Here is a 23,175-nt window from a genome sequence, read left to right on the forward strand (position 1 = left end):
TTTATAATTTTATTATAAAACAAAAAAGCAGTTTAAAGGTCGATAAAATCTACCTTTAAACTGCTTAAAAAGTGGACTTTTTCAGTGGCCTCGCTTAAGCGCCTGCGGGGTCTCACCTGTCCCGCTGCTCCCGCAGGAGTCTCGCGCCCTCCACTTCAATCAACTTTGTGGCAATAATCAACCTTAAGCTTTAACATAGCTAAAATTTTTAAAAAATGGCTCTGTTTTACCTGAATGGTGATTTCACTTTGTTTGAAAAATAAAAGGCATTATTCCGCTTAAATTGGGAAATACCCATATTTCCTTAAAAATAAAAGGAGTTTTTCCGTTTATATTATCCAAATCATTGGATTTTGCCTTATTTAGAGCAGTTTATCGGAATATCTCCGCTTATCTGCTTCTTTAGCTTCCTCTATATACATTAGCCGGAAATTCTCCGCCTATGAATTCTCATACCTACACGAAAAAATCAACAATGAATAATAACAGAGCAAAAAAAATAAAGCACCAGGTAAATGGCGCTTCTTTTCATTAAAATCTATACCGCTGTTAAAGTTGTTGGTGTTTTTGGGTCGGTGTCGTAAAGCCCGAATTGTTCGCCAACAATCAATCCCTGGCTCTCGAGGGTTTGCGTCACCGCCATCTTCGCTAAATCCTTCATATTATTATCTAAGCTAAGATGGGCAAGATAGACCCTTTTGGTATTGTCTCCAACCACATCGCTCATCGCAATTGCTGCATCTTCATTGGACACATGGCCGACATCACTGAGAATTCTCCGTTTGATGTTCCAAGGATATCTCCCCATCCGGAGCATTTGCACGTCATGATTGGATTCAAAAATATAAACATCGGCATTGGAGATGGTCCCCTTCATCCGGTCGCTTACATAGCCTGTGTCGGTTATCAGCACAAGCTTTTTCCCTTCATTATGAAAGACGTAAAACATCGGTTCCGCCGCATCATGCGATACCCCGAACGATTCTATATCAACAGAACCAAAGCTCTTTACCGTTTCCATATTGAAAACAAACTTTTGCTCCGTTGGGATGGTTCCCACGGAATTGTCCATTGCCCGCCAGGTTTTTTCATTCGCAAACACAGGCAAATGATACTTACGGGCAAGCACCCCAATCCCTTTAATGTGATCACTGTGTTCGTGAGTAACAAAGATTCCAGAAAGCTTACTAAGGTCACGGTCAATCTGCCCGAAGAGAGACTCCATCTGCTTGCCGCTAAAGCCGGCATCCACTAGGAAGGAATGTTCATCAGATTCGACATAGAGGGCGTTCCCCGTACTCCCGCTTGCAAGAATGCTATATCTTAACGACATACTGCTTCACTCCACTTTACTATTTTCATCGCTGTTAAATTGAATAATCTGGCCCTCAAACGCATTCACAAATAAACTTTCCTTATCATTGACGACAAAACGCCAGGTTGGTGCTAATACTTGAGAAGCAGCCAGTTGAATAAGGGTCGAATAGCCAAGCTCTACCTTGGTAATTTTACTCTTCGGTTTCAATATCCCCTTTTGATGCAGGGTTTCAATTGCCTTTAAAGGAAGCAGAATTTCTTCTGCCGTCAGTTTTTCGATCTCCTCCAGATAGGTTTGTTGATAAGAAACAATTTGATTATCTGAATTATAAGTGAAAGTTATCATCCCATTAATATTTTGATAAAACGTGAAATTATCATATTGTTGAAAGAAGGTGATGGTATTTTTTTTGTCATCCTTCTCCCAAAATTGATAATCCTCACTATTAAGGACATTATCCTTTAAAAAGCCCGATAGTTCAGCCGGTTCGAACTTTGAACTTAACTGCAATGGCTTCTCAAGTGTTACTTGAAGCTTCGAACCTTGGTCCATAATAGTGGCAGACTGACCTTTTAATTTCGCAAGATCGCCTTTATTAAATATCTTTGGCTTTGCACTTAAATATTGATCCTTGATTGGTGCCTTGGGCAGGTCGTTATATTGAATTTCATCCGCCTTCAGTTTTTCTTCAAACGAAGCCTCATTTGCGACCTCGTATTTATTGGCATCACGGATTTTCATAAATTGAAATAAGAGATAAACATCCAATATCAGAAAGGTTATAATAAAAATCGTTTTAATTTTACTCCAATCCATGCTGTAATCCTCCCAGGTCATCCATCGTGATCTGCCCCCATGCTTTATCATAGCGATAGAACCAGGTAGGCTCTAAGAGAATAAGCTTATTCTGATCTGAATCCCTTTCCATCCGATAGCCTAATATCATTTCTTCGAGAAGCTCTGGTTTAAAGTTTTTTTGCTTTTGTAAAAATTCCAATGCGTCGTGTCCTGATGGCCGCGATACTTTTTGCATTTCGGTCGTTAATGGCAGCTCCAAGGAAATATTAGGGCGTACATATTTATTAATGGTATCCCGGCCCCAAACCTCTTTGATTTCTGAAAGGCCATTATCGTTAAAAACGGGATACCCTTCAATGCTGTATAAACGAAAGGTAACGGACCGGCTAAATTCACTTTTTGACACAAAACGATACGAGTCCGTCCATCCACCGTGCTCATTGACAAAATCAATGCTTCGCTTGACTAAATCGTACGAGTTATCAATAAAGTCATCATCTGCCGTTGGATTGACATATGAAAGCATATTGGTATTATAATTCACGGTCATTTTACTGTAACCATTTGTGTATTCTTCACCTTGCGATATGGTGCTTTTTTGAACAAAGCTGGGATCACTAAAAAGCGCCTCTTTAAATTCCTCAGAAAAAGGGTTACCAGGTATATACTTATAAGTCATCATTTTCGTCTCGTTTTCAGGCAGGAAAAGCGTATGTTTCTCAGATGTTTTATAGGCAAAGAATTCAGGATACCGAACAGCATTTTTAAAGAAATCACGGTTAAACGCGCTTAAATTGGCCGCTGATATGTGACTTATATGGACTTGCTGGTTTTCGGTTGAAACAAAGTAAACAATCCCATCTTCCTTTTCTGAGTCCTCGACATTAATAATAATTCGATTGAAGTTGAAAGATGGCAGCTTCTTTCCTTCCATAGTTAAGACACTGCGGTATAATTCAATTGGGACTTCCCCTGGAAAAATAATTTCAGCATTACCGCTTCCGTGCGATAATTCTTCTATATTTCCGACTTTGTCGGTCACACTTTTCACATCGTAAAAGGCCCAGCCGCTTAATTCTTTGATTACCTTTTCAAGCTCTTCTGTATTATTGGTTCCGTAATGCTCACCTTTAACATGAAACAATATCCGGTCAGGCCGAACAATCTTTTGAACCTCCTGTTTTTCACTTACAGTGACCTCTTCTACGATCTTGCTATTTTCCATGGTCTCGTAATTGGGCTGGTATGTCCAAAGATTCCAGGTTAACAGGGCGCTGACCATGACTAATATCGTTAATATCCATGATTTAATATTTTCGTATCTCATGACCACTCATCCTCTTCAGAACGCTCATACGGTAATGAAAAGGAAATCACCGTTCCCTTTCCTTCTTTACTTGTCGCCCAAATAGCCCCGCCATGAACATTGACCATTTCCTTGGCAATCGCCAGCCCCAGTCCCGTACCGCCCAATTTTCGGGTTCTCGCTTTATCCACACGATAAAAGCGGTCAAATACTTTGGCAATATTCTCTTTTGGAATCCCCATCCCTTGGTCCGCGATGCTGACGATAATCTTATCTTCCCGTTCTTTGATGGAGAACGTGACCTGTCCGCCTTCCGGTGAATACTTTAACGCATTTGAAATTATATTGTATAAGACCTGAGTCATTTTATCTTCATCAATTTCAACAAAAATGGCATGGTCAGGAAGCTTACGATTGAAGGTAACATTCTGCTCCTTGGACATTTCAAAGCGGTCAATGATGCGATGATAGAAATTGACAAAGTTCACCCATTCCTTATTTAGCTTGTAATCCGTACTATCCATTTTCGATAGCTGCAGGAGGTCATTCACAAGCCGAATCATCCGTTCCGTTTCTGTCCGCGTCACTTCCAAAAAGTTTGGCGCAATTTCCGCGTCTTGCCATGCCCCGTCAGCAAGTGCCTCTAAATAACTTCTCATGGTTGTTAACGGTGTTCTTAGTTCGTGCGAAACATTGGCGACAAACTCTCTTCGTTCAGCATCAATTTTTTCCTGTTCTGTGATATCATGCAGCACGGCAATCAAACCGTTAACAAAGCCAGTTTCTTTTTGAATGACAGAAAAATTGGCGCGAAGAATATAGCTTTTTGTATTTGTACTATAGTCTAAGATTAACGAATCCTTCTCCTCTAATAGATCCTCAAAGGAATTGGTATCATCCAAACTCAATAACGACACAATCGGCTGGGAAAGAACTGTTTCACGTGAAACATTCAGCATGTCGGCTGCAGGCTCATTGATTAAAATAACTCGTCCTTTTCTGTCGGTAGCAATGACGCCATCGGTCATATACGATAACACCGATGACAGTTTTCTTCGTTCCCCTTCGGTCATGGCCTGCGCTTCTTGAAGCTTCTTCGTCAGGTTGTTAAAGGCGACCGCAAGCGTACCGATTTCATCATTGCCATATACTTTAACCTTGCGGGAAAAGTTCCCTTTTGCCATCGCTAATGCCTGCTTCTTCATATCCGATATTGGCCTTGTGATGGTTTGGGCCAATAAAATTCCGAGAATAGCCGTAATCGATAAGGCAATCGCTGTTCCGGTCGCAAAGATTCCATTAATTGTTTTCATTTGTTCAAAGACATTTTCAATTTTTGCGACTAGATCGATTGACCCAATCACTTTTTTACCGGACTTAATCGGGGTAGAGAGGACCCAAATCCGATGTGTGGTTTGCGGATCAATCTTAATTGCACTTTGGTCCTCTTCTAACACCATCGATTGCTTTATCCTCAGCTCTGTTGTCCTTTGTCCGACCACTCCTTGATTACTTGATTGAGAAGTCCCAAGAATTTTAAGGGACCGGCTTTCAATGACGCGAACTTCAGAAATATCACCTGCATTAAAATCTCTAAGGATTTTCTTAATATCGTCTTCAAGTGTCGGGTCTTCAGGTGTTCTTTCCTTTTCCATTTCCTCACGCACATTATAGGCAAGCAAATTAACACGCTGCTTTAACGATGTCTGGAAATTTGCTCGTAACGTTTCTTCCAGCTGGCGGACAAAATAAACACCGATAATTTGCATCGCCACTAAAATAAGGAGGACATAGATGATAACAAACTTTACATGTATTGAGCGAAAGAAACCAACCTTTTTCATCAAAGAAATTACTCCTGTTCAGGATTCCGCAAGTAATATCCAACCCCGCGGCGAGTGACAATCCACGTTGGATGACTAGGGCTATCCTCAATTTTTTCACGCAGGCGTCTAACGGTTACATCCACTGTCCTGACATCGCCGTAATAATCGTAACCCCATACCGTTTGTAAGAGGTGCTCTCGTGTCATTACTTGGCCGATATGCTTGGCCAAATAGTAGAGCAGTTCAAACTCCCGGTGTGTCAGTTCAATCGTTTCACCGCGTTTTGAAACGACATAGGCATCAGGATGAATCACTAGCGAACCGATTTCAATTTCATTCGTTTCATTCTCAGCATCTGGCTGAGCCAGAATCTGTTGGTGCCGGCGTAAATTGGCTTTAACTCGGGCTATGAGTTCCCTTGTACTAAATGGCTTGGTTACATAATCATCGGCACCCAGTTCAAGACCTAAGACTTTGTCAATTTCAGAATCCTTTGCCGTCAGCATAATAATCGGCATTTCATATTTCTTGCGGATTTCCCGGCAGACTTCCATCCCGTCCTTTTGTGGAAGCATTATGTCTAAGAGAATAAGGTCAGGCTGAATCTCTTCTACTAATTGCAGCGCTTCGTTGCCATCATAAGCACAATAGACAACGTAACCTTCTTTTTTTAAATTAAATTGCAAAATATCTGCAATCGGTTTTTCATCATCAACAACAAGAATCTTCTTCTCCATACAATTTCTCCTTTTTAGTAAAATAATCTATACAATCAATAGCTGCTAAAAGACATAACTATACTATCTTACTTTACCATTTTATTAGCTTTAATTCACCTATAAGTAGCATTTGGCAGGAATGGAATAACATTTTTTACCTTTAGATACTAGTGATTCCAAATGCAATTAAAAGGAAAAGCCTCTAGTTCCAACTAGAGACTTTTGATTCGTAATTACTTTAAATAGGAAAGCGGGTTTACCAAGCTGCCGTTTTTATACACTTCAAAATGCAAATGGACACCGGTAGAATCGCCTGTAGAGCCCATTATTCCAATTTGCGTGCCTTTTGAAACCGTTTGGCCGGCTTTTACATTAAGCGATGACATATGGCCATATAAAGTGCGGAAGCCGTTTTGATGGTCGATGACCACTTTATTTCCATAGCCGCCGCCCCATCCAGCAGAGACAACGACGCCATTATCAGCAGCCTTGATCGCTCTATTGCTTGGGCCGGCAATATCAATTCCTTTGTGCATCTTGCCCCAGCGATAGCCCATTTGACTGGAAACATAACCGCCAACAGTCGGCCAGGCAAAGCTGCCTTCACCACGAGAAGGAATCGCTTTTGTTCCCTTGATGACAATATGATCTACTGCCTGCTGCAGGATTTGTTCGCTAGACTTATCCTTCTTAACGGTTACACCGTTTTGTTCTGTAATTGCATAAGTTACCGAGCGCGATCCGTTTTGACCCTTTTGTTTTTCCTTTGTATCGCCCTTCGGCATCGAAGAATCCTCAACTACTTGATTGGCAAAAGGAATTTCTTCCTTTTGATTTAATTCTTTATCAACGATTACTTCAATATACGGTTTTAGGGCCGTTATATTGATTTCCTGACCAATCTTCAAAAGTGCTTCCTCAGTTAGGCCTGGGTTTAATGCCAGGATATCAGCTAACTTCAAATCATAATCCTCGGCAATCGTTTCGAGGACATCCCCCTCTTGGATGGTATATTTCTTTTCTTCTAATGTGCCCTTTTGTAAAAAAGTAACAGCGTCCGCAGCCGACATAATTTTGTCAGGGGCTACATTTACAGTTTCAACTGAAACTTTTTTCGATAGATGGACGTCTAAAAGACGAGTCACATTTTCTTGCAATGGCGGCAATGCCTTTTCCGCAGATGCCTTTCTTGTTTCAAGTTCTGTTAGTTGATCCTCAGTGACATATTGCAGCTTGAGATTCTGTATTACTTGTTCGGCTGTTTCTTTATGATCCAAGTAAACAACTGGTATACCGTCGATGACGATAGCAGATGCCTCAGCCTGGATTTGAAAAGAGTTTTGTATATTTTGGACGGCTTCCTGATTATTTTCTGCTGAACGGAAAACCTGCTCAGGGATGTATTGAACCTGAGGACCTATTTTTATATTGACGTCCTTAAAGGATTTCTTTGCTGTGTCTACTTTATCTGTAACGAGTTTATCGATGATATCTTTATCCGTGACATTTCCAATGTATGTACCATTAAGATAGACGTGATATATGGTTGTTAACTTTGGTGATGTGGCAAATGCAACTGGACCGTTACTAAAGGCAATAACGGATGCAGCCATGGTTGTAATAACGGCTGTTTTTAAAAATAAAAACCTTTTTGACTTCGAAACTTTATTCGAGAATAACATTCTTTCCTCCTAAACCACGGTAAAAACCTCTTAATCTTGAGTTGTTGACAAGTAAGGAATTATCCAGAATTTTAGACCTTCTTTACCTTATCATAATTTTATTTGAAAAGTTTAATAGTCTCTATAATGTAACAAAACTGTATAATTACTGACATTTTCCTACTGTTTTTGAAATATGCTAGTCATATTTTCGTAGTTTTTGTTTGGTTTTTTTAAAAAAACGGGGAGGAATTCCTATTATATCAAGGGTTTTACTAGTTCGAGAGTAATAGATTCTTATTATACAAAATAGGACAAACTTCGGGGATTATTTGTAAAATAAAGGGAGGTTTGTTTCATTTTTGTAACAATACCCATTGATTTAAAATCGAAATATATAGAAAATACTTTTTAAATTTATTCTAAAAATAAATAGTAAAAATATATGATATATGAAGGAACTATTAAAGGGGGGAAAACGATTGAAAAAATTTTTAAGCGCAATACCATTATCATTCCAGCATTTGTTTGCGATGTTTGGTGCAACAATTTTGGTGCCGGCACTAACTGGGCTTGATCCAGGAAGTGCACTTATTGCCAGTGGTTTAGGAACATTGGTTTTCCATCTAATTACACGCGGAAAGGTTCCTACGTATCTAGGTTCATCTTTTGCCTTTATTGCTCCGCTTGCGTTGTATGTGGGGGAGTTACATTCACCTGGTCAAGCCGTTGCAGGTCTTATAAGCGTTTCCATTGTTTATGCCATTGTATCTATGATCATTTCCTTTGTCGGTTTTGAAAAAGTCCGCAAAGTAATTCCTGCAGTTGTCGTCGGACCTGTTGTAAGTATTATTGGTCTTTCGCTAGCAACCACGGCGGTGACCAGCATGGCTTCAACCCATTGGGATGTCGCAATCGTCAGCCTTCTGGCAGCGGTCATCGCAACGCTTGCGGGCACAAAGGTGATCCGCCTCTTTCCACTCATCATCGGTCTTGCAGTAGGGTATGCATATGCTGCGGTGCGTGGGTTTGTTGAATTTCATACCATTGCCACTGCACCGACCTTTGCTCTTCCGCATGTTGTCATGCCGGAATTCACGTGGGTCGTGATCCTCGGAATGGCGCCGATAGCACTGGTTACCATCATCGAAGACCTTGGACATATGTTTGTGCTAAATGAGATTACAGGAAAAGATGTGACAAAGAATCCTGGATTTTCAAGCATCCTATGGGGGAATGGCATTGCAACATTAATCTCGGGCTTCATCGGCGGACCTGCACAAACAACTTACGCGGAAAACCTCGGAGTTCTAGCCATCACACGCCAGTTTTCCAGTCGGATTATTCAAGGCGCTGCTGTTATTGCCATTCTTCTTGGCTTGTTCGCTAAAGTTGGAGCTGTTATTCAATCCATTCCAGTTGCAGTGATGGGCGGCATATGTATCCTGTTGTTTGGTATGATTGCTGCAATGGGGATCCGTCATCTCATTGAGGAAAAAGTGAGTCTGGCGAATATGAAAAATTTGGTCATCGTCGCGATCATCTTCATTATCGGGGTTGGCTATGCCCATAATGGTATCGCCTATGCTACCATTGCCGGATTGCTCATCTATTGGCTCGTACCCGATTTTACGACAAAGAACGAACGGTAAAATGAAATAAACATAATTTCAAGTAAAGTTTGCAAATCAAATATAAAAAATGGCTTAGTTCAAGTGAACTAAGCCATTTTATGTTTATTGAATGCTTCTTTTTTTATGGCTCAGGACGGAATCGAACCGCCGACACAAGGATTTTCAGTCCTTTGCTCTACCGACTGAGCTACTGAGCCACTTTAGTGGCGGTCTGGACGGGACTCGAACCCGCGACCTCCTGCGTGACAGGCAGGCATTCTAACCAACTGAACTACCAGACCAAAACCAATGACCCCTACGGGATTCGAACCCGTGTTACCTCCGTGAAAGGGAGGTGTCTTAACCACTTGACCAAGGGGCCATATTTTTAAAAATGGTGAGCCATGAAGGACTCGAACCTTCGACCCTCTGATTAAAAGTCAGATGCTCTACCAACTGAGCTAATGGCTCGTACACAAATTGTTACCTAAACTTCGATTTCTGCCGGATGCTCAAAATCCCTTGCGGAATTTCTCGCAGATTGCCCGCGGAAGCCTATTCAAGAAGTCCGCAATCTGCTCTACCAACTGAGCTAATGGCTCGCTTTATGTCGTATTGTGACGACGCTTTTTATAATAGCATGGATAATAGATTTAAGGCAATACTTTTTTTAAAAAATTTTTAAAATAAATGAAAGCCCCCAAAATGAGGGCTCCTTTAAAATTGATTTAGATCTGTCTCCAAGGGCTGCGGACGACGTTTGTTTGGTTTCGATCTGGGCCGACAGAGAAGGTTGTCAGCGGAACTCCTGTAAGCTGGGTGACACGCTCAATATAATGGCGGGCATTGGCAGGCAATTCATCTAATGATTTAACGCCTGTAACATCCTCCGTCCAGCCTGGAAGTTCTTCATAAACAGGTTCACACTCCGCCAATACCTTTAAGCTCGCCGGATACTCTGTAATGAGTTCGCCTCTATAGCGATAGGCCGTACATATTTTCAACGTTTCAATACCAGTTAAGACGTCAATCGAATTAAGGGAAAGATCCGTTAACCCGCTGACACGGCGGGCATGACGAACGACGACGCTATCAAACCAGCCGACACGGCGCGGACGTCCTGTTGTAGTACCGTATTCACGCCCAACCTCACGGATGCGATTTCCCGTTTCATCATGCAGCTCAGTAGGGAACGGTCCGTCCCCGACACGGGAAGTGTAGGCCTTACAAACGCCAACGGCATGGGTGATTTTAGATGGTCCAACACCTGAACCAATCGTCACTCCTCCAGCAACCGGGTTAGACGATGTAACAAACGGGTACGTACCTTGGTCAATATCTAACATAACACCCTGAGCACCTTCAAAGAGGACCCGCTTACCTTCATCTAGGGCATCATTTAACACGACTGATGTATCACAGACATATTGCTTAATCTGCTGCCCATACTCAAAATATTCATCTAAGATTTCTTCTTTCTTAAAGCCGGCAGTCTCATAAATCCGTTCAAATAAGCGGTTTTTCTCAGCAAGGTTCCGCTCCAGCTTTTCCTCAAACACATCACGCTCAAGCAAATCAGCAATCCGGATTCCGACGCGGGCGGCCTTGTCCATATAGGCAGGGCCAATTCCCTTTTTCGTCGTACCAATCTTATTAGCGCCCTTACTTTCTTCTTCCACTTCATCCAATTTTAAATGATAAGGAAGGATCACATGGGCACGATTACTTATCCGAAGATTCTCAGTTGTAACGCCCTTTTCATGTAAATAGGCCAATTCCGTAACCAGCGCTTTGGGATCAACAACCATTCCATTACCGATTACGCTTATTTTTTCTTTATTAAAAATCCCCGACGGAATTAAGTGTAATTTGTAGGTTTCTCCGTTAAATTTGATGGTGTGGCCTGCATTGTTTCCACCTTGATAACGCGCAATTACCTCTGCATTTTCAGACAAAAAGTCAGTAATCTTTCCCTTGCCCTCGTCTCCCCACTGCGTACCAACAACCACTACTGATGACATTTAACGCACCTCCGAAATTTTTGTTTCCCGTTTTTATTTATTAACACCACCATAGTTTAACAACTTCCCACTTAAAAATCAATAAAACACGAACATTTTATATAAAAATACTAAATATGTTCGTATATATAGCAATCTATAAAAATAAAAAAAGCCAGCCATAGTATTAGGCTGACTTTTCATATCGACTTTATGCTCCTGGAGGAGATTCATAACGAGTCTCAATGTTGACGAATTTATTATATTCCTTCACAAAGGCTAGTGAAACAGTACCAGTTGGACCGTTACGCTGCTTAGCAATGATAATTTCAATAATATTCTTATTCTCTGATTCTTTATCATAGTAATCGTCACGATATAAGAAGGCAACGATATCGGCATCCTGCTCAATACTTCCTGATTCACGAATATCAGACATCATCGGGCGTTTATCCTGACGCTGCTCGACACCACGGGAAAGCTGGGAAAGGGCAATTACAGGGACTTGCAGCTCACGAGCCAATTGCTTAAGCGAGCGGGAAATTTCCGATACTTCCTGCTGACGGTTTTCACCAGAACGGCCGCTCCCTAAAATAAGCTGCAAATAGTCAATTAAAATCATCCCTAAGCCATGCTCTTGCTTTAAGCGGCGGCATTTAGAGCGAATATCACCGACGCGAACGCCGGGGGTATCATCAATAAAGATTCCCGTGTTTGACAAGCTTCCCATCGCCATCGTCAGCTTTCCCCAGTCATCCTCTGTCAGCGATCCGGTACGAAGCCTTTGCGCATCGATATTCCCTTCAGCGCACAAGAGACGCATGACAAGCTGCTCAGCACCCATCTCAAGACTAAAGATGGCAATATTTTCACCCGTTTTTTTGGCAACATTTTGCGCAACATTTAAGGCAAATGCTGTTTTACCAACGGAAGGACGGGCACCAACAATGATTAAGTCATTGCGCTGGAAGCCTGCTGTCATCCGGTCAAGTTCAACAAATCCGGTCTCAAGTCCTGTTATTTCGCCAACGCGGTTGTGCATCTCCTCAATATTGTCATACGTCCTAACAAGGACATCTTTAATATTGTGGAAGGCACCGGCATTCTTTCTTTGCGCAACCTCAAGGATACTTTTCTCCGCTTCGCTCAAAAGCGCTTCGACTTCATCCTCACGCGAATATCCATCAGTGGCAATTCCCGTTGCCGTCCGAATCAACCTTCTTAATAAAGACTTTTCTTCTACGATTCTAGCATAATACTCTATATTTGCGGCTGTTGGAACCGAACCCGACAGCTCGTTTAAATAACTAACCCCGCCTGTATCCTCAATAAGCTTGGCTGCTGCCAATTCTTCTGTAACCGTAATTAAGTCTACCGCTTTACCGTCATCGTTTAGCTTCAACATAACATTAAAGATTTTTTGATGGGAGGCACGGTAGAAATCCTCAGGAATTAATATTTCTGAAGCTAATGTTAAGGCAGATGGCTCTAAAAAAATCGCCCCTAAAACGGCTTGTTCCGCTTCAATGTTTTGCGGCGGCATGCGATCCGCATATAAATCACTCATCTATTCAAAACCTCCTATATGAGAGGATGATTTATAAATATCAATCTTATAAAGAAAAAAGTGACCAGTCAATACCGATCACATCCCGTTGCTTACTTTTCTATTCTATCATGTTTATCCTAAAATTGAACTGGCAAATTTTTATCTTATTTTATTTCCTTCACTGCAACAGTAAGGGTTGCAACTACTTCATGATGAAGCTTCACTGGAACCTTCGTATGGCCAAGGGTGCGGATGGCATCTGTTAATTCCATTTTCCGCTTATCAATTTTAATCCCATGTTTCTTTTGCAGCTCTTCGGCAATTTGTTTCGTGGTAATCGAACCGAATAGTCTGCCGCCCTCTCCTGCTTTGGCCAATAACTCCACCGTAATTTGATCCAATGTTTCTTTCAGCTTTTTCGCTTCAGCGAGCTCTTCAGCAGCAGCTCTTTCCTGCTTCTTCTTTTGTGCATCTAATGAACTAATGCTGGCATTATTTGCTTCTACCGCTAATCCTTGCTTAATTAAGAAGTTTTGCGCATAGCCGTCAGCGACATTTTTAACTTCGCCTTTTTTTCCTTTTCCTTTAACATCCTTGAGAAAAATAACTTTCATTCCTTTTTCACTCCTTCAAAATAATCATCAATCGCTGTTTTTAATTGTGCTTCCGTTTCGTCAATTGACAGCCCTGTCAGCTGGGTGGCCGCATTTGTTAAGTGACCGCCGCCCTTTAGGCTTTCCATAATCACTTGAACATTGATGTTTCCGAGGGACCTCGCACTAATACCAATGACTCCTTCGCTCCGTTTTGAAATCACAAAGGAAGCAAGGACACCGTCCATCGTTAACAAAGTATCGGCCGCTTGGGCAATAATCACTTGATCATTAAGCTCATCTTCAGTTCCTTTGGCAATCGCAACCCCTTCACGGTAAAAGGTAACTGATTCTATTAACTTCGACCTTTTGATATATGTATCGACGTCCTCTTTCAAAAACTTTTGCACGAGAACGGTATCAGCACCGTGTGCCCGCAGGTAGGAGGCAGCATCAAATGTTCTTGCGCCAGTTCGTAATGAAAAGCTTTTTGTATCAACGATGATTCCTGCTAACAGCGCCGTCGCTTCAATCATTTCAATTTTAGCTCGTTTCGGCTGATATTCCAAAAACTCTGTTACTAACTCCGATGTAGAAGAGGCATATGGCTCCATATAAACGAGCAATGGGCCCTCAATAAAATCTTCACCGCGGCGATGATGATCAATCACCACAACATGATCAATTTTGTTTAACAGCCGTTCTTCCATAACGAGAGAAGGTTTATGGGTATCAACAACAACAAGCAGCGTCTTATCCGTGGCAATTTCAAGCGCCTCTTCAGGGCTGATAAAGTGAGAAAACAATTGCTCTTGATGGCGGATTTCATTCATCAGTCTCGTGACACCATTGTCCATTTCCTGCGTATTAACAACGATATAGGCTTCCTTCTGATTCATTTGCGCTACTTTATAAATGCCAATGCTTGAGCCAATCGAATCCATATCAGGATTTTTATGCCCCATAATAATCACTTTATCACTGGCAGTAATTAAATCCTTCAAGGCGTGGGAGATGACCCTTGCTCTGACTCTTGTCCGTTTTTCAATTGGGTTTGTTTTGCCGCCAAAGAACTTCACTTTCCCATTTGGCAGTTTAATCGCTACTTGATCTCCGCCTCTACCTAAGGCCAAATCGAGACTTGATTGCGCCAGGACACCTAATTCAGGTAAGGATGCGACCCCGGTTCCAACCCCAATACTCAAGGTAAACGAGACATTCTGCTTTGAGGTCATTTCCCGCACCTCATCGAGGATGGCAAATTTTCCTTTTTCCAGCATATGAAGAATACCTTCGCTAAAAACAGCCATAAAGCGTTCCGAGGAAATCCTTTTTAAGAAAATACCATTATCAGTTGCCCATTTATTTAGGATGGACGTAACTAAATTATTGATACTGCCGCGCATCTGGTCGTCCATTCCCTGGGTTAAGTCATCATAATTATCTAAAAAGATTGTCGCAATAACGGTCCGTTCTTCATGATACATTTTCTCAATCTCTTTTTGTTCGGTTACATCAAAAAAGTATAACAGCCGTTCTTCACGTTTATGGATGACACGGAATTTCCGGTCATGCAGCGTGATGATTTCCGTTTCTACTTCCTGCTTAATTAACGGTACCAAAGTGTCTGCTACGTCATAAAGCGACCTTCCGACAAGCGTGTCCTCATCAAAACAAGAGGATAGAAACGGATTTGCCCATTCAATATAATACTCATCATTAATAAGCATAATTCCGATAGGCATCCCCAGAAGCGCTTCTTCGCCCACTCTTTTTACCCGGTAAGAAAGTGTCGAGATATACTCCTCCATTTCCACCCTCTGGCGACGGTCGATGACAAACATATAGTAGATAGGGATAAACATTAATAACAGCCCGGCCACACTTATGATCCAATTATATAAAAATAGGACAATGAGCACGACCACTGTCACGCCTATTAACCCATAAAAGGGGTAACGAATTGACCGCTTTTCTAAAAATGCAGGCAAAGTTTTCAGCTCCTAGTCACAAGTCTTACTCTTTCTTCTTAAAACGCTTTCGATAATCGAATCCTAAATCCATAATTCCCAACATTAATATTATATAATGAACAATTGGAATCATGAAAGCAAGAATTACCACAAGAGCGTTAAAACCCTTGGAAACGGACTTTTGATAAAAAATAAAAAAGATAAACGCAAGACCTTGAATTAGCAAAAACATATTCAATATATAAGTCGCATTAGTGACGACCGTATATAGGTAGGTTCCCTCTTGGGGATGGGCCAGTATATTCACTCCCAAAGCAATTAAATAGTACCATAAAAGACTTCTTGGCAGGGTAAGATTGCGAAAACTGCCCCACGGCTGAACACTCACACCAAACCGCTTTAATATTGGGAAGCTGACCCACTGGATAATAAACACAGACGTAATTGACATCATAATCAAAAAGTAGGGGACCAGCGTTTCAAGCATTTTAAGCAGGTCTGCATTTTGCTTTTTTATCTGTTCAATTTGATCTTCTTGTCCAAGGGCTTTAAGGATATCTTGAGAATTATTGACGGCGTCATTTAATGCTGCAGTCAGCTCATGAATGATATTTAACTTCAAAAAGGCGACAGAAATTACATAATAAATGACCAGGCCTGCCATAAAGATCAGCGAATTTAAAATTAATATCGATGTCCGGCTCTTATTTTTTTGAATCATAAACCCGATGACGACTCCGATTGTCCCATAAAGAAGCATAAGTCCAAGTCCCAAGAACGAACCGGCAAGAAAGGAAAGGAATATCGCTGCTAGAAAGAAGGCCAATATATTTTTCGGCTGGTTTTTTGCCGAAAACAACATGAACGGCAACGGTAAGACCAAGTTTAAAAAGGCTCCAACAGGCGGTATGTATATGGTGATTAATAATAGAACGGTAAATACCGCTAAAAGAATAGCACCTTCTGTTAATTTACGAACATTTTTCACTTCTTCACCTCTAATTTTCTAACCCTATCTCCTTATATTAGCTAGTTACGCGTAAGCTTTCAAGCTAAGGAAATTAAAAAAGGCAGCAAGGGCGTGCGCCCCTGCTGCCTTTCACTTAAATTACTCACCTGCAACGAATGGTAATAATGCCATTTGACGTGCACGTTTGATAGCAACTGTTAGTTTGCGTTGATATTTAGCGCTTGTACCAGTTACACGACGTGGTAAAATCTTTCCACGCTCAGAGATGAATTTTTTAAGTAAATCCACATCTTTATAATCGATGCGAGAGATGCCATTTGCTGTGAAATAGCACACTTTACGGCGCTTCGCGCGTCCGCCTTTACGTCCTCCTGCCATGAAAATTCCCTCCTTTTGATATATTTTTATATAAACGCGTTCAAAAAGGTTTGTTTAAAATGGCAGATCGTCATCAGAGATGTCGATTTGACCATTTCCTGCGAATGGATCTTCATCCATTTTGGTAAAACCTTTATTTTGGTTCTGATTCTGGCGTTGATTCTGATTGCTGCTGCCATATGGATTACCTTGTGGTTCCATTGGAGGAGCTCCGTAATAATCGTTGCTTCTTCCACCGCCTCCGCCAGAAGAGCCCTTAGGTTCAAGAAATTGAACGCTATCCGCTACAATCTCAGTAAAATATTGACGTCTTCCATCTTGCTCGTAAGTACGAACTTGAATTCTGCCGTCTACACCTGCTAAGCTGCCCTTCTTCAGGAAGTTTGCAACATTTTCAGCAGCCTTACGCCACACAACAATGTTAAGGAAGTCTGCTTCACGTTCACCTTGCTGATTTGAAAATTGACGATTTACTGCAAGAGTAAAGGTAGCAACTGCAATGCCGTTTGGAGTGAATTTCAATTCAGGGTCTTTTGTTAAACGGCCAACAAGCACGACACGGTTTATCATCAGAATCAACTCCTTTTCTTTCGGTGGATGTTTCATGTGAAACATTCTGCACCAGAAAAATTTTTTATATTAATATTAAGCTTCTTCTTTAATAACTAAATGGCGAATGATATCTTCGCTGATTTTTGCAAGACGAGAAAACTCTTGTACTGCAGCAGCTGAAGATGTTGTTTTAGCGATTTGGTAGTATCCGTCGCGGAAATCGTTGATTTCGTATGCTAGACGGCGCTTACCCCAATCCTTTGTTTCAGCAGTTTCCGCACCATTGTCAAGAAGAATTGTGTTAAAACGCTCAACAAGAGCCTTTTTCGCTTCATCTTCAATATTTGGGCGGATGATGTACATGATTTCGTACTTATTCATCACAGTCACCTCCTTTTGGTCTAAACGGCCCGAATGGGCAAGGAGCAATTATTCATTACTCACAATTTGAAATTATAGCACACAAATATAAGTAATGCAATATTGTTCACAGGAATGTGATTTTTTCCTCTCATTACATAAAGGATCAGCCCCCACTGCCATTGATAGACTAAGGGGAGCTGACCCTTTTAAAAATTCTTTTATACGTTAAAACGGAAATGGATGACATCGCCGTCTTTTACTTCGTATTCTTTTCCTTCTAAGCGTACTTTTCCTGCTTCTTTTGCAGCATTGTGGCTGCCAGCTGCAAGTAAGTCATCATAAGAAACTGTTTCTGCGCGAATGAAGCCGCGTTCGAAGTCTGAATGGATAACGCCGGCACATTGCGGTGCTTTCATGCCTTTTCTAAATGTCCAAGCCCGAACCTCTTGTACACCTGCTGTAAAGTAGGTAGCTAAACCGAGCAAATGGTAGGCAGCACGGATTAATTGGTCAAGACCGGATTCCTCAATGCCAAGTTCTTCAAGGAACATCTGCTTTTCTTCGCCTTCAAGCTCAGCAATTTCTTCTTCAATTTTGGCACAGATGACGATAACCTCAGCATTATCAGCATCGGCGAATTCACGAACCTTTTGAACATATTCATTTCCTGATGGATCTGCTACATCATCCTCGCTAACGTTTGCCACATAGAGGACAGGTTTGATCGTCAAAAGATGCAGTCCTTTTACCAATTTCATTTGCTCTTCGGTAAAATCAACCGTACGTGCAGGCTTTTCAGCTTCAAAGGCATCACGCAGCATCGCAAGGACTTCAAATTCTGCTGCCGCATCCTTGTCTTTTTGCTTGGCCAATTTTTCAACACGGCCAATTCGCTTTTCGACGGATTCCATGTCAGCAAGGATTAATTCAAGATTAATCGTTTCAATATCATCGATTGGGTCAACTTTCCCTGATACATGGGTGATGTTTTCATCGGCAAAGCAGCGAACTACCTGGCAAATGGCATCCACTTGACGAATATGAGAAAGGAACTTATTTCCAAGTCCTTCTCCTTTACTTGCACCTTTAACAATCCCGGCAATATCGGTAAATTCAAAAGCCGTTGGCACGGTTTTCTTCGGCTGCACAAGTTCCGTTAATTTTTGCAGGCGGTGGTCAGGAACCTCAACAATTCCGACATTCGGGTCAATCGTACAGAAAGGGTAATTCGCTGATTCTGCCCCTGCCTGTGTTATTGCATTAAAAAGAGTAGACTTACCAACGTTCGGTAACCCTACGATACCAGCTGTTAAAGCCATTCACGTTCACTCCTCAATAAAATTGATCTATTTAAATAAATGGTTGTGTTAAAGGGGGATGTTGATTTCCGTTCCAGGCGCTTCGCTTTCCGCGGGGCGGGCGGTGAGCCTCCTCGGCGCTAAAGCGCCTGCGGGGTCTCACCTGTCCCGCTGCTCCCGCAGGAGTCTCGCGCCTTCCACTCCAATCAACATTGTACTCAAAATCAACAATGTGCTTTAACACAGCCAAAAAAATAAAGTTCAGAAATTTAAAATGCCTTCCACAATTATAGGCATTTGTTAGGAAAAAAACAACTGCCGCCGTATTGGCGACAGTTATTGAACCTTTTCTAGATTTACAAGACAATCGTATAACGTGCTTCCGAGACCATTATCGGATTCACCACTTGAAGTCAGCTGATTGACAGGCCCTCCAAACTCTTTCCAAATACCTTCATCGATATTAATCGTGTCCGGGTGGGCACGAGCTAAAATCGAAATAAACCCTTTTATTTCACCGCGGTCATTCCAAACCTTGACGAAATCACCATTTTCCAGGCCCAAACCTTCGGCAATATTTGCGGCAATCTCCACTTTTAGTTTTGGCTTTGATGCCAACAGGTGATAGTTCTGCGAGTGATTTGAGCGCAGCGGATGAATCGTGAGCAAATGATACGGATATTTCACTGCAAGCTCGGGATTTTCCCATTTCGATTCATCCGGGACGGCTAAAGTTAACTGCCCTTGATGACCTTCTTTCTGGGCAGTAAATTCGTACTTACCGGTTGGCGTTTGAAATTGATGGTCATGCCATGGGATTTTTTCAACTGGAAGTTCCATTGTATGCTGCGACTTTAATTTTTCAAGCGTCAAACCCTTATCCGCTAACGGTTTAAGTACCATCTGAAACCATTCATCTCTTGAAAAATCAAAATCCTCACCAAAGCCAAGCCGCTTTGCCAGCTGTGTCCAAATCCATAAATCTGGCTGTGCCTCACCAGGGGCTGAAACAAGTTTCGGACCGTAGTTTAAATAGTGATGATACATCGATGAATAGTAGAGATCTTCTTCTTCAAAGGCAGTTGTCGTCGGCAGCACATAGTCCGCAAGCATGGCTGTATCGGTCATAAATTGTTCCATCACGACAAGCGTCGGAGCAGAAGCAAAGGCCCGTTCGACCACATGGGTATCAGGCACCTGTGTCAATGGATTGCCGCAGCTCACGATAATCATCTTTATTGCTGGGTCATGTGCGGCAAGCACTTCTTCCGCTTGCTTCATGATGGAGAATCGCCTATGGTTTTGCCGGCGCTCCGGAAGTGTTAATTCCTCAAACGTAAAGCTTTGCCCAACCTGGAGATTTGCATAATTAGCCCCGCCGCCGGCAATGCCAATATTCCCGCTGATGGCAGCTAGGGCATCAATTAAGCGGATGGTATTACCACCGTTTTTATAGCGCTGCAGTCCTAAGCCCATATAGGTTGCCGCCGGCTTCTCTCCATAAACACGGGCTAATTTTGTCATAACCTCACAGGCGACTTCCGTCATTTCACTAATTTTTTCTAAGGAAATGCTATCAACCAGCCGCACTACATCAGCAAACCCGTGGGTAAATTGATCAATAAAAACGCGGTCCTCTAAGCCTAGTCTCAGCATTTCCTTGATAATTCCAGCCGCCAATAATCCGTCCATACCAGGTTTAATCGTAATATATTCATCAGCGATTTTGGCTGTCGCATTATAAAGCGGGTCAATGACGTAAAGTTTGGCACCATGCTGCTTAGCTTCCAAAAGCTTTTCATAAAAATGCATATTAGTCCGGGCCACATTTCTTCCCCAAATGACGATATTTTTGCTATTGAAAATATCATCAGGTTCATGGCTCCAAGCATTGCCAAAATCCCACTTCTGCGCTTCAATCCCAGCCCCCCAGCAAAGCGAGCCGTAAAGCTCGGTTACACCGCCATAGCAATTAAAAAAGCGCTGATCTAGATTTTTCAAGATCCCGTTATTGGCATAATCATGACTGTGGAGGACGGCAGTGGTCCGATATTTTTCTTTAATATCTGTTAATTGAGCAGCTATTTCATCGAGCGCCTGCTCCCAGGAGATTGGCACAAATTTCCCGTTTACCTTTTTTAAGGGATGCAGCACCCGCGCAGGCGAGTTGGTTCTAGTTTCAAGCATCCGGCCCCGGCCGCAGATTTTCCCCTTGGTAATTGGATGGGAGGGATCACCGTCCACTTTTGTCACTCGATTATTTTCTACTGTTACATGAAAGCCGCAGCTATCCCAGCAATTTAACGGACAGGCCGCCTTTCGTACCTCAGCCAAAATCGTTTCCCCCTCTTAACGCAATCGTTCTATTTCTACTTATTATTCACCCTCATGCTTGACCAAGATTTTCTTCATCTTGCGCGAAAACTCCCTTCTTGGAATCAAGACGCTATGGGCGCAGCCTTCACATTTAATTCGTATATCCATTCCTAAACGGATGATTTTCCAGCGATTTGTTCCGCACGGGTGCTGTTTCTTCATTTCAACAATATCATTTAAGGCATATTCTTTTTCTTCCATAACTTTCACCACCATTTCAACTTAGATTATGAGGAGCCATTTTTGTACATATAAAGTCTTGGATCTGGAGCTTTAATGCCATTCTCGTCCAATAATAGCTTGATATCTTTCCGAATCGCCCGGGTTACTCCGAACTGCTTCATTGGCAATGTTTCAGCTACAATTCGAAAAACGATTTCGGCTGGGTCCATTGTTTGAATCCCTAACAGCTCAGGTGCTTTCGTTAACTCTTCATATTTCAATGGCATTGTTTGAAGAGCCTCGCCAATCACTTTTTCCGCCCGAACAATGTCTTCTCCAGAGGAAATCGCAATATCAATCATTGCCACGCTATTATTTAATGAAAAATTGGTTACTTGGGTAATGCTTCCGTTCGGTAAAATATGAACCTCGCCTGTCCCGCTTTTTATTTTTGTTGTCCGCAGCCCAATTGTTTCGACTTTTCCTTCTAATACTCCAACTCGAATTTGATCACCGACTGAAAATTGATCTTCAAAAATAATAAAGAAGCCGGAAATTACATCTTTCACAAGACTTTGGGCACCAAATCCGACCGCTAAACCAACAACCCCGGCGCCGGCAATAAGCGCCTTTACATCAATCCCTAATACAGAAAGAATCATCATAAACGCAATAAAATAAACGACATACGAGAGAATGTTATCGAGAAGCTTAGAAAGCGTCTCTTCCCGTCTTACCGAAGTATTAAGCGGTGAGAGGTTTCTAATTTTAAACATATTATGAATGGCTACTTTTCCAATTCGAATTAAGATATTTGCAATGACGATAATCGCAATTATTTTAAGAAGGCCTTCACCGATAGTGAGCCATGTGCTTTGATCTTGAAATTTAGTCACTTGTTCCTGAATATTCTTTTCATTAATATCCATTTTCCACCATCCTCTTAACAAGCATATAAATTAACATCTATTTTAACAATTTTTTTCTGTTCTTGATAGCCATCTGAATTTTTCTTTTTCTTCCAATACTCATGTATACATTTCCTGAATTTTCCGTATACTAGTAAGACTTATTTACGGTATGGGAGTGGACCTTTATATGAATCTTAAATCAGGCCTTTTTGAGCGGAGGGCAGGGAAACAATTTTTTTATGATGATACACAGGCAGCTGAAAATCTTGCGGCGGAACTGCTTTCCACTATTCCTAAAGTGACAAGCCGGCCCATTGTATTTGTTTGTATTGGAACGGACCGCTCTACAGGGGATTCATTAGGACCGCTTGTCGGGACACTTTTAGAAGAAAAAGAGCTGAAATCGTTTTATGTGTACGGGACATTAGATAAGCCGATCCACGCCGTTAATCTGGCTGAAAAAATCGCTGAAATCCATACAAAACATGTTCATCCCTATATTGTCGGAATTGATGCCTGCTTAGGGCGGATCAAAAATGTTGGTAACATCCAGGTTGGAAATGGTCCCGTTAAGCCGGGAGCAGGCGTTAACAAAGACCTGCCCGCTGTAGGAGATATACATATTACTGGCATCGTTAATGTCAGCGGGTTTATGGAGTTTTTCGTTTTGCAAAACACCCGCTTAAATCTTGTCATGAAAATGGCCAAAACAATTGCCAGCGGCATTTACGAAGCAAGCCTGCTTTACCCAAAACTATCCTGGAACGACCTAAAATGGTTAGAAGAAGAAGAGAAGACCAATTAAAAAA

The 23,175-nt window shown here is 41.8% G+C and carries 20 protein-coding genes and 4 tRNA genes; 2 read left to right on the forward strand and 22 right to left on the reverse strand.

Annotation, left to right across the window (positions count from 1 at the left end):
- Positions 1–538 precede the first annotated feature (538 nt).
- The 6 genes from ACIQCO_RS26485 to ACIQCO_RS26510 all read right to left on the reverse strand — a co-directional run bounded on the left by ACIQCO_RS26485 (position 539) and on the right by ACIQCO_RS26510 (position 7,649).
- Complete coding sequence (locus ACIQCO_RS26485; protein ID WP_400434973.1) at positions 539–1,333, reverse strand: MBL fold metallo-hydrolase; 795 nt, start codon at positions 1,331–1,333, stop codon at positions 539–541.
- Between the two features lie 6 nt (positions 1,334–1,339).
- The gene (locus ACIQCO_RS26490) at positions 1,340–2,134 is read right to left on the reverse strand and encodes a two-component system regulatory protein YycI (RefSeq protein ID WP_400434975.1); all 795 of its coding nucleotides are present in this window, start codon (positions 2,132–2,134) and stop codon (positions 1,340–1,342) included.
- Positions 2,121–3,443 carry a YycH family regulatory protein gene (locus tag ACIQCO_RS26495; RefSeq protein ID WP_400434977.1) on the reverse strand — a complete coding sequence of 441 codons (1,323 nt, stop codon included), beginning with the start codon at positions 3,441–3,443 and terminating at the stop codon, positions 2,121–2,123. The genes ACIQCO_RS26490 and ACIQCO_RS26495 overlap by 14 nt, the downstream gene beginning before the upstream one ends.
- Complete coding sequence (gene walK, locus ACIQCO_RS26500; RefSeq protein WP_400434979.1) at positions 3,440–5,266, reverse strand: cell wall metabolism sensor histidine kinase WalK; 1,827 nt, start codon at positions 5,264–5,266, stop codon at positions 3,440–3,442. Before walK ends, ACIQCO_RS26495 begins: the two co-directional genes overlap by 4 nt.
- A gap of 8 nt (positions 5,267–5,274) precedes the next feature.
- Positions 5,275–5,985 (reverse strand): response regulator YycF, encoded by a 711-nt coding sequence (yycF, locus tag ACIQCO_RS26505; protein ID WP_400434981.1) that lies wholly within the window; start codon positions 5,983–5,985, stop codon positions 5,275–5,277.
- A gap of 215 nt (positions 5,986–6,200) precedes the next feature.
- Positions 6,201–7,649: a peptidoglycan DD-metalloendopeptidase family protein gene (locus ACIQCO_RS26510; protein WP_400434983.1), complete on the reverse strand. Its 1,449-nt coding sequence runs from the start codon at positions 7,647–7,649 to the stop codon at positions 6,201–6,203.
- Between the two features lie 461 nt (positions 7,650–8,110).
- On the opposite strand from ACIQCO_RS26510, the gene ACIQCO_RS26515 reads away from it, so the two are divergent.
- Positions 8,111–9,280, forward strand: a complete 1,170-nt coding sequence (locus ACIQCO_RS26515; protein ID WP_400434985.1) for a uracil-xanthine permease family protein — start codon at positions 8,111–8,113, stop codon at positions 9,278–9,280.
- A gap of 106 nt (positions 9,281–9,386) precedes the next feature.
- Here the strand turns inward: ACIQCO_RS26515 and ACIQCO_RS26520 are convergent.
- The 16 genes from ACIQCO_RS26520 to ACIQCO_RS26595 form a co-directional block, all read right to left on the reverse strand.
- Positions 9,387–9,459: transfer RNA gene (locus tag ACIQCO_RS26520), tRNA-Phe, on the reverse strand.
- Positions 9,460–9,466: 7 nt separating this feature from the next.
- Positions 9,467–9,543, reverse strand: a tRNA-Asp gene (locus ACIQCO_RS26525).
- Positions 9,544–9,551: 8 nt separating this feature from the next.
- A tRNA-Glu gene (locus ACIQCO_RS26530) sits at positions 9,552–9,623 on the reverse strand.
- Positions 9,624–9,636: 13 nt separating this feature from the next.
- Positions 9,637–9,712 (reverse strand) — tRNA-Lys (locus ACIQCO_RS26535).
- A 257-nt stretch (positions 9,713–9,969) separates the two neighbouring features.
- A complete protein-coding gene (locus ACIQCO_RS26540) occupies positions 9,970–11,262 on the reverse strand; it encodes an adenylosuccinate synthase (RefSeq protein WP_400434987.1) in 1,293 nt (430 codons plus the stop codon).
- A 190-nt stretch (positions 11,263–11,452) separates the two neighbouring features.
- Positions 11,453–12,808 carry a replicative DNA helicase gene (gene dnaB / locus ACIQCO_RS26545; RefSeq protein WP_400434989.1) on the reverse strand — a complete coding sequence of 452 codons (1,356 nt, stop codon included), beginning with the start codon at positions 12,806–12,808 and terminating at the stop codon, positions 11,453–11,455.
- 146 nt (positions 12,809–12,954) lie between these two features.
- On the reverse strand, positions 12,955–13,404 hold the full coding sequence (gene rplI / locus ACIQCO_RS26550) for a 50S ribosomal protein L9 (protein WP_400434991.1): 450 nt from the start codon (positions 13,402–13,404) through the stop codon (positions 12,955–12,957).
- Positions 13,401–15,374, reverse strand: a complete 1,974-nt coding sequence (locus ACIQCO_RS26555; protein WP_400434993.1) for a DHH family phosphoesterase — start codon at positions 15,372–15,374, stop codon at positions 13,401–13,403. Before ACIQCO_RS26555 ends, rplI begins: the two co-directional genes overlap by 4 nt.
- A gap of 25 nt (positions 15,375–15,399) precedes the next feature.
- Complete coding sequence (locus ACIQCO_RS26560) at positions 15,400–16,344, reverse strand: YybS family protein (protein WP_400434995.1); 945 nt, start codon at positions 16,342–16,344, stop codon at positions 15,400–15,402.
- A 120-nt stretch (positions 16,345–16,464) separates the two neighbouring features.
- Complete coding sequence (gene rpsR, locus ACIQCO_RS26565) at positions 16,465–16,704, reverse strand: 30S ribosomal protein S18 (RefSeq protein ID WP_024030263.1); 240 nt, start codon at positions 16,702–16,704, stop codon at positions 16,465–16,467.
- A 54-nt stretch (positions 16,705–16,758) separates the two neighbouring features.
- Positions 16,759–17,274 (reverse strand): single-stranded DNA-binding protein, encoded by a 516-nt coding sequence (ssb, locus tag ACIQCO_RS26570; RefSeq protein ID WP_400434998.1) that lies wholly within the window; start codon positions 17,272–17,274, stop codon positions 16,759–16,761.
- A gap of 75 nt (positions 17,275–17,349) precedes the next feature.
- Positions 17,350–17,637, reverse strand: coding sequence for a 30S ribosomal protein S6 (gene rpsF, locus ACIQCO_RS26575; RefSeq protein WP_024030261.1), 288 nt, complete (start codon positions 17,635–17,637; stop codon positions 17,350–17,352).
- 200 nt (positions 17,638–17,837) lie between these two features.
- Positions 17,838–18,938, reverse strand: coding sequence for a redox-regulated ATPase YchF (ychF, locus tag ACIQCO_RS26580; RefSeq protein ID WP_400435000.1), 1,101 nt, complete (start codon positions 18,936–18,938; stop codon positions 17,838–17,840).
- A gap of 315 nt (positions 18,939–19,253) precedes the next feature.
- Complete coding sequence (locus ACIQCO_RS26585) at positions 19,254–21,251, reverse strand: molybdopterin-dependent oxidoreductase (RefSeq protein ID WP_400435002.1); 1,998 nt, start codon at positions 21,249–21,251, stop codon at positions 19,254–19,256.
- Positions 21,252–21,293: 42 nt separating this feature from the next.
- Positions 21,294–21,494, reverse strand: coding sequence for a DUF951 domain-containing protein (locus ACIQCO_RS26590; protein ID WP_400435004.1), 201 nt, complete (start codon positions 21,492–21,494; stop codon positions 21,294–21,296).
- Between the two features lie 26 nt (positions 21,495–21,520).
- On the reverse strand, positions 21,521–22,384 hold the full coding sequence (locus ACIQCO_RS26595) for a mechanosensitive ion channel family protein (protein ID WP_400435006.1): 864 nt from the start codon (positions 22,382–22,384) through the stop codon (positions 21,521–21,523).
- A gap of 169 nt (positions 22,385–22,553) precedes the next feature.
- On the opposite strand from ACIQCO_RS26595, the gene yyaC reads away from it, so the two are divergent.
- A complete protein-coding gene (yyaC, locus tag ACIQCO_RS26600; protein WP_400435008.1) occupies positions 22,554–23,171 on the forward strand; it encodes a spore protease YyaC in 618 nt (205 codons plus the stop codon).
- The last annotated feature ends 4 nt before the right edge of the window (positions 23,172–23,175 follow it).

The organism is Neobacillus sp. NPDC093127, from assembly GCF_044754175.1.
Taxonomy (GTDB): Bacteria; Bacillota; Bacilli; order Bacillales; family Cytobacillaceae; genus Neobacillus.